This window comes from Mesorhizobium sp. Root102, from assembly GCF_001425625.1.
Taxonomy (GTDB): domain Bacteria; phylum Pseudomonadota; class Alphaproteobacteria; order Rhizobiales; family Rhizobiaceae; genus Mesorhizobium.
The window spans coordinates 140,849-155,479 of record NZ_LMCP01000045.1 but is presented as its reverse complement, the minus strand read 5'-3'; the positions used below and the strand labels follow the sequence as shown (position 1 = coordinate 155,479).

Below are 14,631 nucleotides of genomic sequence, written 5' to 3'. Positions count from 1 at the left end.
TCCATGCTGAAATCGATCCATGCCGCCCTGGCGATGAGCGTTATAACATTAACCGCCTTTGGCGCGTCGTCGGCCTACGCGGCACCGCTGAAAGTGGTCGCCAGCTTCACCGTCATTGCCGATTTCGCCAAGAATGTCGGCGGCGACCGTATCGACGTCACCACCATCGTGGGGCCGGATGGCGACGCCCATGTCTACGAGCCGAGCCCGGCCGATGCGGTGGCCATGGCCAAGGCCGATATCGTGCTGGTCAACGGCCTGCATTTCGAAGGTTTCTTGCAGCGGCTGGTCGATGCCAGCGCCACCAAGGCCTCGATCATCACCTTGACAAAGGGCGTGACGCCAATCGATTTCAAGCCTGAATTCGCTGACGCCGACGCGGCCGAAGGTGCCGGCACCGCCGGCGGCAAGACGGTCACCGATCCGCACGCCTTCCAGTCGATAGCCAATGCCAGGATCTATGTGAACAACATCGCCGAAGCCTTCTGCGCGGCCGATTCGGAAGGCTGCGTCAGCTATCAGACCAATGCCGCCGCCTACACCAAGAAGCTCGACGCGGTCGAAGGTCAAGTGAAGGCGGCGATCGCCTCGATCCCGCAGGAGAAGCGCGTGGTCATCACCTCGCACGACGCCTTCGGCTATTTCGAACACGCATACGGCCTGACCTTCCTCGCCCCGCAAGGCATCTCGACCGATTCCGAACCGTCCGCCGCCGACGTCGCCAAGCTGGTTACCCAAGTGAAACAGGACAAGGCGGCTGCGATCTTCGTCGAGAACATCACCAACCCGCGCCTGATCGAGCAGATCGCCAGCGAAACCGGGATCAAGGTGGGCGGCACGCTCTATTCGGATGCGCTGTCGCAGCCCGACGGTCCGGCTGCTACCTATATCGACATGATGCACAACAACATCCGTCAGATTAAAGGCGCCATTCTCGGCAGCTAATTGGTCAACACCTACCGCCCGGCCGGACGGAGATAGCCCGGCCGGATTTTCCGCTGGAAATGTATATCTGCGCTATAGTCGGTCCGCACCTCAGTTCGAAAGCCGGCTCTCCATGACAGATTTCACCCCGTTCCAGTCGCTGTTTGGCGGCGCTCTCATCGGCCTGTCGGCTGTGCTGCTGATGGCTTTTCATGGCCGGATTGCCGGGATGACCGTCATCCTTACCGGAATCCTTCCGCCGCTTGCGCCTGATTGGCAATGGCGGGCCGCTTTTCTCGTTGGTGCGGTGGCGGCGCCGCTTCTGTTCATCACCATCGGCGGGCAGATCGCCTTCAGCGTGCCCGTTTCAACGCTGGCACTTGCCGTCGGCGGGTTCCTAGTCGGCCTCGGCGTGCATTTCGGCAGCGGCTGCCCGAGCGGGCACGGCATTTGCGGCATAGCGCGTCTGTCGCCACGCTCGATCGTGGCGGTCGCGACCTTCATGGTCACCGCCTTCGCCACCGTCTTCATCATCCGCCACGTGATCGGAGGCTGAGAGCATGAACAAGCTCGTCTCGGCATTCCTGATCGGCGGGGTTTTCGGCCTTGGCATCGCCATTTCCGGCATGATCAATCCAGCAAAGGTACTGAACTTCTTCGATATTGCCGGCACATGGGATCCGAGTCTGATCTTCGTCATGGGTGGCGGCCTTGCGGTCGCCTTCGTCGGCTATCGGCTCGTATTCGGTCGGCGCAAGACGCCGGTGTTCGAAACCGCCTTCGCACTGCCGACAAAGCGGGTCATCGACACGGAACTGGTTGGCGGCGCCGCTGTCTTCGGTATCGGCTGGGGCATTGCCGGCTTCTGTCCCGGCGGAGCCATCCCTGCCCTTGGCCTTGGCTATTCGGCGACGGCGTTCTTTGTCGCGGCGGTGATTGCTGGCATCATGGTGGCACGCCTCGCCAGGGCAAGGCTCGCTCAACCGGCTGCGGCATAGGATTCGTGTTGCCGGCCACGTCAGGGAATGGCAAGATTCCCGTCAAATCAGATTGCGAGGACACTACCATGGAATACCGCGAAATCAGCGAGTACTATTCGGTCTCGGGCCAGATCCAGCCGGAAGACGTCACCGCCATCAAGGAAGCCGGCTTCAAGAGCGTGATCTGCAACCGGCCCGATGACGAACAGCCCGGCCAGCCTTCGGCCGACATCGTCAAGGCAGCGGTCGAAGCCGCAGGCCTCGCCTTCCGCTACATCCCCGTCATCAGCGGCCAGATCACAGCCGAGAATGTCGGGGATCAGGCCGAGGCGCTGGATGAGCTCGACGGCCCGGTGTTCGCCTATTGCCGCTCCGGCGCCCGCTGCACCAATCTCTATGGGCTGATCCAGCAGTCGAAGGATTAGATCAGCCCAAGGTCAAATCGGGAGCGCGCCGGTTTCCTTCAGCGTTTCCAGCACGATCGCTGTCTTCACATGCTGCACGGATTCGTGCGGCAGGAGCACGCCGTTGACGAATTCCGACAGCGACTTCAGGTCGGGCGTCACCACTTTCAGGATGTAATCCATCTCACCGGTCAGCGCGTGCGCTTCCTGCACCTCGGGCAGCCGCGCCACCAGTTCGCCGAAGCGCTGTGCATTGTCGCGGTTGTGAGTGGCCAACGTCACCGAGATGACGTTGACCAGGGAAAACCCGAGCTTGTCGCGGTCGAGAACGGCGCGATAGCCCTTGATAAAGCCGTCCTCCTCCAGCCGCTGGCGGCGGCGCGAGCATTGCGACGCCGACAGGTTCACCCGCTCCGAAAGATCGTTGTTGGTTAGCCGCGCATCACCCTGCAACAGCGCCATTATCTTGCGGTCGAACTGATCAATACGCGTCCCATCCATGGCCTTATCTCATATCATGCACGTTTCACGCATGACATCATCATTTCAAGCGTTTGAATGCAAGCACCATGCACCCCGTCTGCGCTATGATGGCATCAAATGGCCTTTTCAGGCCAAGCCAGTTTCCGGAGGAATGCCATGGGTCCCTTCCCGCACGACGCCCCGCCGGCCAAGATCAGCAAGGACAACCCGGCCGGCACTGATGGGTTCGAGTTCGTCGAGTTCGCGCATCCGGAGCCGGCCAAACTGGCCGAACTGTTCACCCGCCTGGGCTATGTCGCGGTGGCCAAGCACCGCACGAAGGACGTCACCATCTGGCGCCAGGGCGACATCAACTATGTCGTCAACGCCGAGCCCGGCTCGCATGCGATGAAATTCGTCGACAAGCACGGCCCCTGCGCCGCCTCCATGGCTTGGCGGGTGGTCGACGCCAAGCACGCTTTCGATCATGCCGTTGCCAAGGGCGCCACGCCTTACGAAGGCGCCGACAAGGTGCTCGACGTGCCGGCGATCGTCGGCATCGGCGGCTCGCTGCTCTATTTCATCGAAACCTATGGCAAGAAGGGCTCGGCCTATGATGCCGAGTTCGAGTGGCTGGGCGCGCGCGACCCGCGGCCGGAAGGCGTCGGCTTCTATTATCTCGATCACCTGACCCACAATGTCTATCGCGGCCAGATGGACAAATGGTGGGATTTCTACCGCAATCTGTTCGGTTTCAAACAGATCCATTTCTTCGACATTGACGGCAAGATTACCGGCCTGGTGAGCCGCGCCATCACCTCGCCCTGCGGCAAGATCCGCATTCCGCTGAACGAGTCCAAGGACGAGACCAGCCAGATCGCCGAGTATCTGAAGAAGTACGATGGCGAGGGCATCCAGCACATCGCTGTCGGAACCGACGAGATCTATGCCGCTACCGACAGGCTGGCCGAAAACGGGCTGAAGTTCATGCCCGGCCCGCCGGAAACCTACTACGACATGTCGTATGACAGGGTGAATGGCCACGACGAACCGATCGAGCGGATGAAGAAGCACGGCATCCTGATCGACGGCGAAGGCGTCGTCGACGGCGGCATGACCAAGATCCTGCTGCAGATTTTTTCGAAGACCGTGATCGGCCCGATCTTCTTCGAATTCATCCAGCGCAAGGGCGACGAAGGCTTTGGCGAGGGCAATTTCCGCGCGCTGTTCGAATCGATCGAGCAGGATCAGATCAAGCGCGGGGTGATCAAGGTTCAAGCGGCGGAGTAGGCTTCAGGTCGAGCGGATAGCGCATGACCCATCTTCGGGTCATGCGCGAAATCAGATTTCTAGCCCCAACCGCTCGACCTCTTCTTTCCTCAGCTTCAAATCATAATCGAGCAGGAACTCGTCGAGTTGCGGCGGCTTGACTGACGTGCCCGAGAGCATGGCGTGCACTTGGCCGCGATGATGGATGTCGTGCAGGAAGACGTGGGCGAGGATGTCGCCAATCCGCTCGGGGATCATGCCGTCCTTACGCCGGTCGGTGATAACCTGCCGGTCGAGATCAGCCTCCGATAGCCTATCGCAAAAGGCGATCAGCCGCCGGTCGGCTGCGATCTGGGCGGCAAACAACGCCCCCGGCTCGTCGAATGACACGAAGTCGTCATGGGCGGCAGCACCGAGACCACCCTCTTCGAGAAAATCGAGATAGAGAAGATCGACCGCAAGGATGTGGTTGAGCGTCGCCTTGATCGACGGGAAGAAGCTGATACGCCCGGCCTCGAACTCGCCGGGCCGAAGGGACAACACCGCGCGGCAGAGCCGGGCATTCGACCAGAGATTGTTGCCGGCCATGCGGCGCAGGTGATCCAGCAGGTTCATGACGTCATCCGGTCGACCGCACCAGATACAAGCCCGCCCACATAACCGCAAAACCGGCGAGAACGATCAGCAATAGTCGGTTCATGCGCCGACGCATGCCCTGCGTTTCGGCGTCCCGCGCGAGGTTCATGTTGGTGACGGTGTGGAACATCATCGCCTTGCGCGGGAAGCCGCTGCGGTTGGTCAGGTCGGGCGAGCGCGCCTCGATGCGGTAGCTCAGCCGGATCGCCTGGATGAAGACCGCCAGTATGGCGAGTGCCCAGACACCGGCCAGCAGATAGACCCCCGTCATGCCCCTACCTCTCGTATTTTTCGACCTTCTGCTCGATGGCGCCGAAGATCGAATGCCCAGCTTTGTCCTTCATCTCGATGCGTACTGTGTCGCCGAAGCGCAGGAACGGCGTTTTGGGTTCGCCTGACACAATGGTCTCGATCATACGCAGTTCGGCGATGCAGGAGTAGCCGGCGCCACCGGCCGAGACAGGTTTGCCCGGCCCGCCGTCGAGCTTGTTGGACACGGTCCCCGAGCCGATGATCGTGCCGGCGGCCAATGGCCGTGTCCTCGCGGCATGAACGATCAGCGCCGGAAAATCGAAGGTCATGTCGACGCCGGCATTGGCCCGGCCGAACGGCTTGCCATTGAGATCGGCGAGCAGCGGCAGGCTGACCTTGCCGCCGTCCCATGCGTCGCCCAGTTCGTCCGGCGTGACCGCGACAGGCGAAAACGCCGAGGACGGCTTTGACTGGAAAAACCCGAAACCCTTGGCCAGCTCCGGCCCGGTGAGCGCGCGCAGCGTGACGTCGTTGACCAGCATCACCAGCCGGATCGCGGCACGCGCTTCATCGAGGCTTGCGCCCATCGGCACATCGTCGACGACAACAGCGACTTCGCCTTCCATGTCGATGCCGAAAGCCTCGTCGGCCATGCGGATCGGGTCGCGCGGCGGAATGAAGGCGTCCGAACCGCCCTGGTAGATGAGCGGCTCGGTCCAGAAGCTCGCCGGCATCTCGGCGCCGCGCGCTTTGCGCACCAGCTCGACATGGTTCACATAGGCCGAGCCGTCAGCCCATTGATAGGCACGCGGCAGCGGCGAATGGGCGTCATGCTCGTGGAAGCGCTCCGCCGGGATCGCATTGTTCTCCAGCGATTCCGCTATTGTCGCGAGGTGCGGGGCAATGCGGCGCCAGTCGTCGAGCGCCGCCTGCAGCGTGCGTACCAGGAACGAGGCGTCGGTGAAGCGTGTCATGTCGCGCGAGACGACGACGAGTTTTCCGTCGCGCGTCCCGTCCTTCAATGTGGCAAGCTTCATGCGGTTTCCTCTCCTTGTGCAGCTTTCCCGCCGCTTTGGTTTTTTGTCTTGCGCACGATCTTTTCCGAAAACCGGTTCCCACTTTTCGCTGACGCGGTCCTTCGGTTTGGGATCATGCTAGCTTCACAACAAGGCCGTCGCGGGCGATCGTCAAGTCGCCGGCCCACGTTTTCCTGACAGCGGCGATCCAGTCGGCTTCGCCGATCCCGGGATCGTCGGCCGGAATGAGGTGATTGAGCACCAGTCTCTTGACGCCGGCATCGCCGGCGATGCTCCCGGCCTCTTCGGCAAAGCTGTGGCTGGCGAGCAGATGGTCTTTCAGCCGCGCCCCGTTGCCGGTCTTGGCCACCAGCCGCTCGATGCCTTCTTCCAGCATGGCCTCGTGGACCAGGATATCCGCGCTCCGGGCAAAATCGGCGAGCGGCGGAAAGCAGGCCGTATCGGCGGAGAAAACCACGCTTTTCCTGCTGTGCTCGAAGCGCAGCGCAAAACAGTCGGTCACCGGCGGATGCTCGACGCGCAGCGCCGAAACGGTCAAGCCGCCCCGCTCGACCACCTGGCCTTCGCCGAATTCGACGATCGAAACCAGCTCACGAATATCCGGCCTGCCCTCATCGACGATGCGGATCTCGATGTCGAACTCCATCGCGTGGCAAAAGCGCCGCCAATAATGATCCGTGCCGGGCGGGCCGAACACGCCGATGGGCGTCGCCAGACCCGCCGTCCAGGCGGTGTGGATCAACGGCCCCAGTTCCAGCACATGGTCGGAATGCAAATGCGTGATGAAGATCAGGTCGAGCGCCTTCAGGCTGATGCCGGCATCGACCAGACCACGCGTCACGCCAAGTCCGCAGTCGACAACGACCGTACGGCCGCCGATCTGCAGCAGCGACGAACTCGGCCATGGACCACCTGGCCGCAGCGCAGGGCCACCCTTCGAGCCCAAAATCACCAGCCGATCCGGCATTGGCTCGCCGCTCAAGACCAGTCGCCCTCGGGCGTGCCGTTGAAACGCTTCTTCAGGTCCGCCCAGCAGTCTATGTAATTGTCCTGCCGGGTTTCGAGTTCGGCGCCGTAGCGGGTCAACATCTGCGGAAATCGCGTCTCGAACATGAAGGCCATGGTGTTGTCGAGCTTGACCGGTTTCAGGTCCGTGCGCGAGGCCTTTTCGAAGCCAGGCGCATCCGGTCCATGGGCCAGCATCAGATTGTGCAGGCTGATGCCGCCAGGAACAAAACCTTCTTCCTTGGCGTCATACTGGCCGTGGATCAGGCCCATGAACTCGCTCATGATGTTGCGGTGGTACCAGGGCGGCCGGAACGTATCTTCGGCCACCAGCCAGCGCGGTGGGAAGATGACGAAATCGATGTTGGCGGTACCCTCCTCGCCGCTCGGTGCCGTCAGCACCGTGAAGATCGACGGATCGGGATGGTCGAACAGCAGCGCTCCGACAGGCGAAAACGTCGCCAGATCATATTTGTAGGGCGCGTAATTGCCGTGCCAGGCAACGACATCCAGCGGCGAATGGCCGATTTCGGTGACATGGAAATTGCCGCACCATTTCACTGTCAGCCGACAAGGCGTTTCCTTCTCCTCGAACCAGGCGCAAGGCGTCTTGAAATCGCGCGGATTGGCCAGGCAATTGGCGCCGATCGGGCCGCGGTCGGGCAGCGTCAGCTTGGCGCCGTAGTTCTCGCAGACATAGCCGCGCACTTGCGGGTCGACCAACTCGACCTTGAAGACCAGACCGCGCGGCAGCACGGCGATCTCGCCTGGCCGAAGCTCAATGACGCCCATCTCGGTCACGAAGCGCAAAGCGCCGACCTGCGGTACTACCAGCAACTCGCCGTCGGCGTTGAAGAAATGATCATCAACCATCGAGCGGTTGGCGACATAGATGTGTGCTGCCATGCCCGTCTGCCCGAGCACGTCGCCGGCGGTGGTGATGCTGCGCATGCCGGCGATGAAGTCGGTCGGCTCCTTCGGCATCGGCACCGGATTCCAACGATACTGGCCAAGCGCCAGTTCATGATCGCCGACATTGGGTGCGCTCTTCCACAGCGGATAGTTTGCCGGTTTGAAGCGGCCGGTGTGCTTGACGCTCGGCCGGATCCGGTAGAGCCAGGAGCGCTCATTGGTGCCGCGCGGGGCAGTGAAAGGTGAGCCCGAAAGCTGCTCGGCGTAGAGCCCGTAGGCCGGCCGCTGCGGCGAGTTCCGTCCTTGTGGCAGCGAACCCGGCAGCGTCTCGGTTTCGAAGTCGTTGCCGAAACCCGGCATGTAGGAAAAGGCCATTGCTTCCTCCCGGAATGGATCTCAATTGACCAAACTGGTTTCATCTGTAACCATCGAAAATGTAACCATCAATGGCGGCTTTGAGAAAATGGCGATCAAGAGCGAAGCGTCCGACGCGCCTGAAATTCTCAATCTGGAAAATTTCCTGCCCTACCGGCTCTACCGGCTTGCCGACGCCGTCAGCCGCGAATTCTCCCGGATTTACAAGGACAGCCATGGCCTGACGCGGCCGGAATGGCGAACCCTTTCCGGGCTGGGCCAGCACGGCACCATGACGGCGTCTACGATCGGCGAGCAATCGGCCATGCACAAGACCAAGGTGTCGCGCGCCGTGGCTGAACTCGAACGGCGGCGCTGGCTCACCCGAAGCCCGGATGAGAACGACCGCCGTGTAGAACACCTGACACTGACCAGGGCGGGGCTTACCGCCTACCGTGAAATGGTGCCGCTGGCGAAGGCGTTCGAGCGGGAGTTGCTGTCGATATTGAGCGTCGGCGAACGCGGAGCGATCGCCGACGGACTGGCCGCACTCGAAAAGAACCTTGGCCAGAACTAGGACTGGTGGCTACCAGTCCATGACCACCTTGCCGGAACTGCCGCTGCGCATGGCATCGAAACCGGCCTGGAAGTCGTCGATGCCGATGCGGTGCGTGATAAGCCCGGAAACATCGAGCGGGCCCTGCACCAGCGCGATCATCTTGTACCAGGTCTCGAACATCTCGCGGCCGTAGATGCCCTTGAGATGCAGCATCTTGAAGATGACCTTGTTCCAGTCGATCTCGAAGCCGGTCGGCGCGATGCCCAGAATGGCAATCTTGCCGCCATTGTTCATGGTGTCGATCATGTCGCGGAAGGCGGGTGCGGCGCCCGACATTTCGAGGCCGACATCAAAGCCTTCGGTCATGCCGAGCGCCGGCATGACGTCGCGCAGCTTTTCCTTGGACGCATCGACGACATGCTGGACGCCGAGCTTTTTCGCCAATGCCAGCCGCACCGGGTTGATGTCGGTGATGACTACTTTTCGCGCGCCGACGCACTGCGCGACGAGCGCGCCCATGATGCCGATCGGTCCGGCGCCCGTGACAAGCACGTCCTCGCCAACCAGATCGAAGGACAATGCCGTGTGGACTGCATTGCCCAAGGGATCGAAGATGGCGGCGATCTCGTCCGGGACGTCGTCAGGGATCGGCACGACATTGTGCTGCGGGATCGCCAGATACTCGCCGAAGGCGCCGGGCCGGTTGACGCCGACGCCAAGCGTGTTGCGGCATAGATGCCCTCGCCCCGCGCGACAGTTGCGGCAATGGCCGCAGACGATGTGGCCTTCGCCCGACACGCGCTGGCCGACCTTGTATTCCGTCACCGCCGCGCCGAAATCGGCGACCGTTCCGACGAATTCATGGCCGGTCACCATCGGCACCGGCACCGTCTTTTGCGCCCACTGGTCCCAATTGTAGATATGGACGTCGGTGCCACAGATCGCCGTCTTCTTGATCTTGATCAGCACGTCGTTGGGGCCGATTTCCGGCACCGGCACCTCTTCCATCCAGATGCCCGGTTCGGCCTTGGCCTTCACCAACGCCTTCATCATGTTCGACATGCTTTTGTCCCTTGAATCTCTTGATCCGGAATCGCTTTTCGATTCCGGCCTGTCAGGAAATGACCCCGAGTTCGCGCCCGACGGCGGCAAACGCTTCCACCGCGCGGTCGATGTCGGCGCTGGAATGCGCCGCCGACATCTGCGTGCGGATGCGCGCCTCGCCCTTGGGCACCACCGGGAAGGAAAAGCCGATGACATAGATGCCGCGCTTCAGCATGCGCGCAGCCATCTCCTGCGCCAGGCTCGCATCGCCCAGCATCACTGGAATGATCGGATGGTCGGCTCCGGCCAGCGTGAAGCCGAGTTTGCCCATCTGCGACCGGAACCGCGCCGCATTGGCATAGAGACGCTCGCGCATGGCATCGCCATTGCGGATCAGTTCGAACACCTTGATTGAAGCGCCGGCAATCGCAGGCATCAGCGTGTTGGAAAAGAGATAAGGCCGCGAGCGCTGGCGCAGCCACTCGACCACCTGCCTCTTGCCCGAGGTGTAGCCGCCGGAGGCGCCGCCAAGCGCCTTGCCGAGCGTCCCGGTGATGATGTCGACCCTGCCTTCGACGCCGCAATGCTCGGCCGAGCCGCGGCCGTCCTGGCCGACGAAGCCGACCGCATGGCTGTCGTCGACCATCACCATGGCGTCGTATTTCTCGGCGAGGTCACAAACACCCCTAAGATTGGCGATGATGCCATCCATCGAAAACACCCCATCGGTGGCGATCAGCCGGAAGCGGCAGTCCTTGGCTTCCTTCAGGCGCGCCTCGAGGTCGGCCATGTCGTTGTTGGCGTAGCGGAAGCGTTTGGCCTTCGACAGCCGCACGCCGTCGATGATCGAGGCATGGTTCAGCGCATCGGAAATGATCGCATCTTCCTCGCCGAGCAGCGTCTCGAACAGGCCGCCATTGGCGTCGAAGCAGGAGCCGTAAAGGATGGTGTCTTCCAGGCCGAGGAAAGATGAAATCGTCGCCTCGAGCTGCTTGTGCTCTTCTTGCGTGCCGCAGATGAAGCGCACCGATGCCATGCCGTAGCCATAGCGATCAAGCGCCTGGCTGGCCGCCGCGCGCAGGTCGGCGCTGTCGGCAAGGCCGAGATAGTTGTTGGCGCAGAAGTTGAGCACCTTCTGCCCGGCGACCTCGATCTCGGCAGACTGGGTCGAAGAGATCACCCGCTCGGATTTGTAGAGGCCGGCCGATTTGAGCCCGGCGAGCTCGCTGTCGATGTGGGAGAGGAATGCTGCGGTCATGATCTGGCCTCGTTTGACGTGGACCGACTGTCGTCTCGTCCGCGCGAAAAATCCATCGCAAAAACGACCGGATTGGTGGCAAGCGGCCCGATGTGGCCTCGATGTGGATTGTCTTGCGACCGCGCAAGCGAGGCCACGACAAATGCGGCTGGCTGACGACCGCTCAAATGTCGGTACGGCGCTAAACGAGCCGATAACCATTTCGCGATCTTTCCACGGCTCCCCCTTGCCGGCCGGCTGTCGATTTCCGGTCCTGTTAACGTTTGCAGATCAATGGTGCTCATACAGGAATCCGTTGGCGAGAGGGCCGCCCCCGAAAATGTCGCAGCAGCCGGTGCAAACCGTTTCACGCAAGCTCATACTGCTGATCAAGGCTGGCTATTGGCTGGCCCTGCTGATCATTGCGGCCATGGTGATAGCCTCCTTTATCCTGCTGCAGCAGACGATGGCCACCCAGCAGCACAACCACACCTTGCTCGACATTGTCAGCACGCAAAAGACGCTGTCGCAGCGCATCGTCTTCCTTGCCAGTGCAACGGGTGCTGGTTCGCGCGACAAGCAGCCGGCGCTGGTCAGCGCGCTCAAGCAGGCAACGGCGGAGTTCGAGACGAACTACAATTTGCTGCTCGAGCAGACGGGAGCCGATCCGCAATCGCCGGCCAAGCTCGACCCGAAGTCGATCGAGAGCGTGCTTTTCGCCAAGCCGTTCCACCTCGATTACTTCTCGGTCGGGCTGATCGCCAATGGCGACCGCCTGATCTCAGCCTATGAATCGCAATTCACCGGCAATGGCGGCTACAAGGGTGACGACGAACGGGTCAATCTCGATGCTTCTGTCGCCAACGCGACCCTGTCGGGCTACGCCGCGCTTGGCCAGCGCATCGGCGCCAATGCCGACGGGCGCTCCGAAAAGCTGCTCGCCCTCCACCGCACGCTGTTCTACGCCACCCTCGGCGTCATCATACTGGTGGCGCTCTTCATCTTCAGGCCGATGTCGAACGCCATCCTGCGCAAGACGCATGAGCTGATCGACGCGCGCAATTCCATGGCCTTTATCGCCGTGCATGACGGCCTCACCGGCCTGCACAACCGCACGTTCCTGACCGATCATTTCGACACGCTGATCAAGGGCACGCACCGGCGTCGCGAACGCCTTGCCGTCGTCCAGCTTGACCTCGACCGGTTCAAGCAGATCAACGATACGCTTGGCCACGCCGCCGGCGACTATGTGCTGGTCGTCACGGCGCAGCGCATGCGCGATTCCTGCCGGGCGTCGGATCTGTGCGTGCGCCTGGGCGGCGACGAATTCGTCATGATCCTTGGCGGCGCCGGCGGCACCGAAGACATCAACATGCTTGCCCGGCGCATCCTGGCGCACATCAACGAGCCGATCGTCTTCCAGGGCACGACCATTCTCCCAGGCGCCAGCGCCGGCATCGCCGTCTATCCGATCGACGCCGACAATGCCCAGGATCTGCTGGTCCACGCCGATCTGGCACTCTATTCCGCCAAGAAGCTGGGCGGCGGCAACTTCTCCTTCTTCTCCGAAGAGTTGCGCCGCGAACTCGACTATCGCAAGCAGCTCGAGCACGACATCAAGGTCGCCATCGCGGAGCGGGCCTTCCAGGTCTATTTCCAGCCGCAGGTCTCGCTGAGCAACGGCACGATCAGCGGCATCGAGGCGCTGGTGCGCTGGAACCATGCCGAGCGCGGCATGATCCCACCCGGCGAATTCATTCCGGTCGCCGAGAAGTGCGGCTTCATGCCCGAGATCGGCCGCATCGTCATCACCAAGGCGATCAACGAGGCGGCCGAATGGAACCGCGCCGGGATTGCCTTCGGGCGACTTGCCGTCAATGTTTCCGGTACCGAACTGCGCGAGCACGATTTCGATGCGTTTTTGTTCGAGACGCTGGAAAGGGCCGGGCTGCCGGCGCAGAAACTGTCGCTGGAAATCGTCGAATCCGTCATCCTCGACGACGAGAAGACGGGCATCGCGGCAAAGCTGCGCCAAATCAGGGCAGCCGGCGTCCATCTCGAACTCGATGATTTCGGCACCGGCTATGCCTCGCTCAGCCATGTCAACCCGAACGAGATCGACCGGCTAAAGATCGATCGCCGCTTCGTCCAGAACATCCATGAGAATGGCGACAACTCGAAGATCGTGCGCGCCATCACCGAGCTGGCGCGTGGCCTTGGTATCTCGATCGTTGCCGAGGGCGCCGAAACCGAGGCCGAGCTCGATTCGCTGATGGCGATCGGCTGCGACCAGGTGCAGGGTTATTCCATCGCCTTCCCGATGCCGCACGACAAGGCGCTGGAATGGCTGACCGCCCGCATGCCGAAGAAGGCCAAGCTGACGGTGCTGCAGGGGAGCCTGGCGTAGACGCGACCGAGTCCGCCTTGACAAGTGGCCATCGAACTGGCGACCGACGAAGCTGACCAATTTGATCACCGCGCTGAAGCTGCGCCATTACACCTTTGGAACAATCCAGGGCTACGACGACTGAGCCGATGATCGGGAGCGCGCTCCCTACCCTCCCACATTGCCCCGCAGCGCCGCCAGCACCTGGGCGAACTCCGCCAGACGCTCGTCGGACAGCCCGACCCGCAGCCGCTTGTCGAAGGCAAGCGCGGCCTTGCGCAATGTCTCGAACATCGCTTCTCCGGCCGCAGTCAATTCGACCAGATGAACCCGGCGGTTGACGGGATCCCGGCGACGCGTCAGCAGGCCCTGCGCCTCCATCGCGTTGAGATGGTGGGTCAGTGTCGCTCCCTGGATGCCGATCATGCCAGCGAGCTCGCGCTGATTGGCCAGGTTGCTCGACTTGACCGACAGCAATGTAAGCCAGACCGGCAATGTACCACCGGCCTCGACCAGGGCAGCGTCGAAAGCCTGGGCAACCAGCTTGGCGGTTCGGCCAAGATTCATACCGACTGGCGGGCGTTCAAAAGGCGTCATGCATGGACACTAGACGGTGTTCTCCACGGATGGAACTGGCTCCAGCTTACGAATTGACATCTAATCATTTGATATCTAACTATATCGGTAGTGGCGGACGCGAGAGGAGATCCGGTCATGCAGTATGTCTACATCGTCGTTATCGGCCTTCATGTCATGGCCGGCGTTTTCTGGGCAGGCACCACGATTACGCTGGCGCGCGACCCCGATATCCGGGCCGAACGCTTCATCCAGCCGCAGATGGGCGCGGCCGGCATGGTTTTCCTGACCGGAGCGCTGCTCTGGTACTTTTTCCACGGCGCCTATTTCGGCTCGATGGAAATGGTGCTCGCGCTTGGCATCCTGGCCGCTTTGGCCGCCGCCGGCGTGCTCGGCGCCATGGTCAGGGCGCCCAGCAGACGACTTGCCGGTGCGAATGCGGAAACCGAGACGCAACTGCGCGCCAGAATGGCGACGGGCGAACGCATCGCCGCCTGGTTGCTGGTCGTCACGGTGCTGTGCATGGCTGTCGCCAGGATGGTCTGAGGCGCAGCAAAACCTCACGGAATCGTACGTTGTCTGGCGACGAGCCAA

General features: G+C 62.0%; 18 protein-coding genes. 8 read left to right on the top strand and 10 right to left on the bottom strand.

Annotated features, from left to right (window positions below):
- Positions 1 to 3: 3 nt before the first annotated feature.
- From aztC to ASD12_RS27060, 4 genes are all read left to right on the top strand, one after another.
- On the top strand, positions 4 to 945 hold the full coding sequence (gene aztC, locus ASD12_RS27075; RefSeq protein ID WP_056593891.1) for a zinc ABC transporter substrate-binding protein AztC: 942 nt from the start codon (positions 4 to 6) through the stop codon (positions 943 to 945).
- A gap of 112 nt (positions 946 to 1,057) precedes the next feature.
- On the top strand, positions 1,058 to 1,480 hold the full coding sequence (locus ASD12_RS27070) for a YeeE/YedE thiosulfate transporter family protein (RefSeq protein ID WP_056593888.1): 423 nt from the start codon (positions 1,058 to 1,060) through the stop codon (positions 1,478 to 1,480).
- Positions 1,481 to 1,484: 4 nt separating this feature from the next.
- Complete coding sequence (locus ASD12_RS27065) at positions 1,485 to 1,922, top strand: DUF6691 family protein (protein ID WP_056593885.1); 438 nt, start codon at positions 1,485 to 1,487, stop codon at positions 1,920 to 1,922.
- A gap of 68 nt (positions 1,923 to 1,990) precedes the next feature.
- Positions 1,991 to 2,329, top strand: a complete 339-nt coding sequence (locus ASD12_RS27060) for a TIGR01244 family sulfur transferase (RefSeq protein ID WP_056593883.1) — start codon at positions 1,991 to 1,993, stop codon at positions 2,327 to 2,329.
- 12 nt (positions 2,330 to 2,341) lie between these two features.
- Here ASD12_RS27060 and ASD12_RS27055 read toward each other — a convergent pair whose 3' ends face one another.
- The gene (locus ASD12_RS27055; protein WP_056593880.1) at positions 2,342 to 2,809 is read right to left on the bottom strand and encodes an Lrp/AsnC family transcriptional regulator; all 468 of its coding nucleotides are present in this window, start codon (positions 2,807 to 2,809) and stop codon (positions 2,342 to 2,344) included.
- 138 nt (positions 2,810 to 2,947) lie between these two features.
- Between ASD12_RS27055 and hppD the strand changes: the two genes are divergently transcribed.
- Positions 2,948 to 4,060 carry a 4-hydroxyphenylpyruvate dioxygenase gene (hppD, locus tag ASD12_RS27050; protein ID WP_056593877.1) on the top strand — a complete coding sequence of 371 codons (1,113 nt, stop codon included), beginning with the start codon at positions 2,948 to 2,950 and terminating at the stop codon, positions 4,058 to 4,060.
- Between the two features lie 51 nt (positions 4,061 to 4,111).
- Here the strand turns inward: hppD and ASD12_RS27045 are convergent, their stop codons facing one another.
- The 5 genes from ASD12_RS27045 to hmgA form a co-directional block, all read right to left on the bottom strand.
- Positions 4,112 to 4,654, bottom strand: a complete 543-nt coding sequence (locus tag ASD12_RS27045; protein ID WP_056593874.1) for a DinB family protein — start codon at positions 4,652 to 4,654, stop codon at positions 4,112 to 4,114.
- Positions 4,655 to 4,658: 4 nt separating this feature from the next.
- Complete coding sequence (locus ASD12_RS27040) at positions 4,659 to 4,946, bottom strand: hypothetical protein (RefSeq protein WP_056593871.1); 288 nt, start codon at positions 4,944 to 4,946, stop codon at positions 4,659 to 4,661.
- A gap of 4 nt (positions 4,947 to 4,950) precedes the next feature.
- Positions 4,951 to 5,964, bottom strand: coding sequence for a fumarylacetoacetate hydrolase family protein (locus tag ASD12_RS27035; protein ID WP_056593868.1), 1,014 nt, complete (start codon positions 5,962 to 5,964; stop codon positions 4,951 to 4,953).
- A gap of 112 nt (positions 5,965 to 6,076) precedes the next feature.
- Complete coding sequence (locus ASD12_RS27030; RefSeq protein WP_056593865.1) at positions 6,077 to 6,931, bottom strand: MBL fold metallo-hydrolase; 855 nt, start codon at positions 6,929 to 6,931, stop codon at positions 6,077 to 6,079.
- An 11-nt stretch (positions 6,932 to 6,942) separates the two neighbouring features.
- Positions 6,943 to 8,256 carry a homogentisate 1,2-dioxygenase gene (gene hmgA, locus ASD12_RS27025; RefSeq protein ID WP_056593862.1) on the bottom strand — a complete coding sequence of 438 codons (1,314 nt, stop codon included), beginning with the start codon at positions 8,254 to 8,256 and terminating at the stop codon, positions 6,943 to 6,945.
- A gap of 88 nt (positions 8,257 to 8,344) precedes the next feature.
- Between hmgA and ASD12_RS27020 the strand changes: the two genes are divergently transcribed.
- Positions 8,345 to 8,812: a MarR family transcriptional regulator gene (locus tag ASD12_RS27020; RefSeq protein ID WP_056594517.1), complete on the top strand. Its 468-nt coding sequence runs from the start codon at positions 8,345 to 8,347 to the stop codon at positions 8,810 to 8,812.
- A gap of 9 nt (positions 8,813 to 8,821) precedes the next feature.
- On the opposite strand, the gene tdh is transcribed toward ASD12_RS27020, so the two are convergent.
- From tdh to ASD12_RS35085, 3 genes are read right to left on the bottom strand one after another with little or no spacing between them, the layout of a single operon-like run.
- Positions 8,822 to 9,856 carry an L-threonine 3-dehydrogenase gene (gene tdh, locus ASD12_RS27015; RefSeq protein ID WP_013532321.1) on the bottom strand — a complete coding sequence of 345 codons (1,035 nt, stop codon included), beginning with the start codon at positions 9,854 to 9,856 and terminating at the stop codon, positions 8,822 to 8,824.
- A 52-nt stretch (positions 9,857 to 9,908) separates the two neighbouring features.
- On the bottom strand, positions 9,909 to 11,096 hold the full coding sequence (locus ASD12_RS27010; protein ID WP_056593858.1) for a glycine C-acetyltransferase: 1,188 nt from the start codon (positions 11,094 to 11,096) through the stop codon (positions 9,909 to 9,911).
- Positions 11,093 to 11,380 (bottom strand): hypothetical protein, encoded by a 288-nt coding sequence (locus tag ASD12_RS35085; protein ID WP_210173865.1) that lies wholly within the window; start codon positions 11,378 to 11,380, stop codon positions 11,093 to 11,095. Before ASD12_RS35085 ends, ASD12_RS27010 begins: the two co-directional genes overlap by 4 nt.
- A gap of 35 nt (positions 11,381 to 11,415) precedes the next feature.
- On the opposite strand from ASD12_RS35085, the gene ASD12_RS27005 reads away from it, so the two are divergent.
- Entirely contained in the window at positions 11,416 to 13,482 is a 2,067-nt protein-coding gene (locus tag ASD12_RS27005; RefSeq protein WP_056593855.1) for an EAL domain-containing protein, read from the top strand.
- Between the two features lie 147 nt (positions 13,483 to 13,629).
- On the opposite strand, the gene ASD12_RS27000 is transcribed toward ASD12_RS27005, so the two are convergent.
- Positions 13,630 to 14,058 (bottom strand): MarR family winged helix-turn-helix transcriptional regulator, encoded by a 429-nt coding sequence (locus ASD12_RS27000; protein ID WP_056593852.1) that lies wholly within the window; start codon positions 14,056 to 14,058, stop codon positions 13,630 to 13,632.
- Between the two features lie 117 nt (positions 14,059 to 14,175).
- Here ASD12_RS27000 and ASD12_RS26995 point away from each other — a divergent pair, with 117 nt between their 5' ends.
- On the top strand, positions 14,176 to 14,583 hold the full coding sequence (locus ASD12_RS26995) for a hypothetical protein (protein WP_056593850.1): 408 nt from the start codon (positions 14,176 to 14,178) through the stop codon (positions 14,581 to 14,583).
- Positions 14,584 to 14,631: the final 48 nt, after the last annotated feature.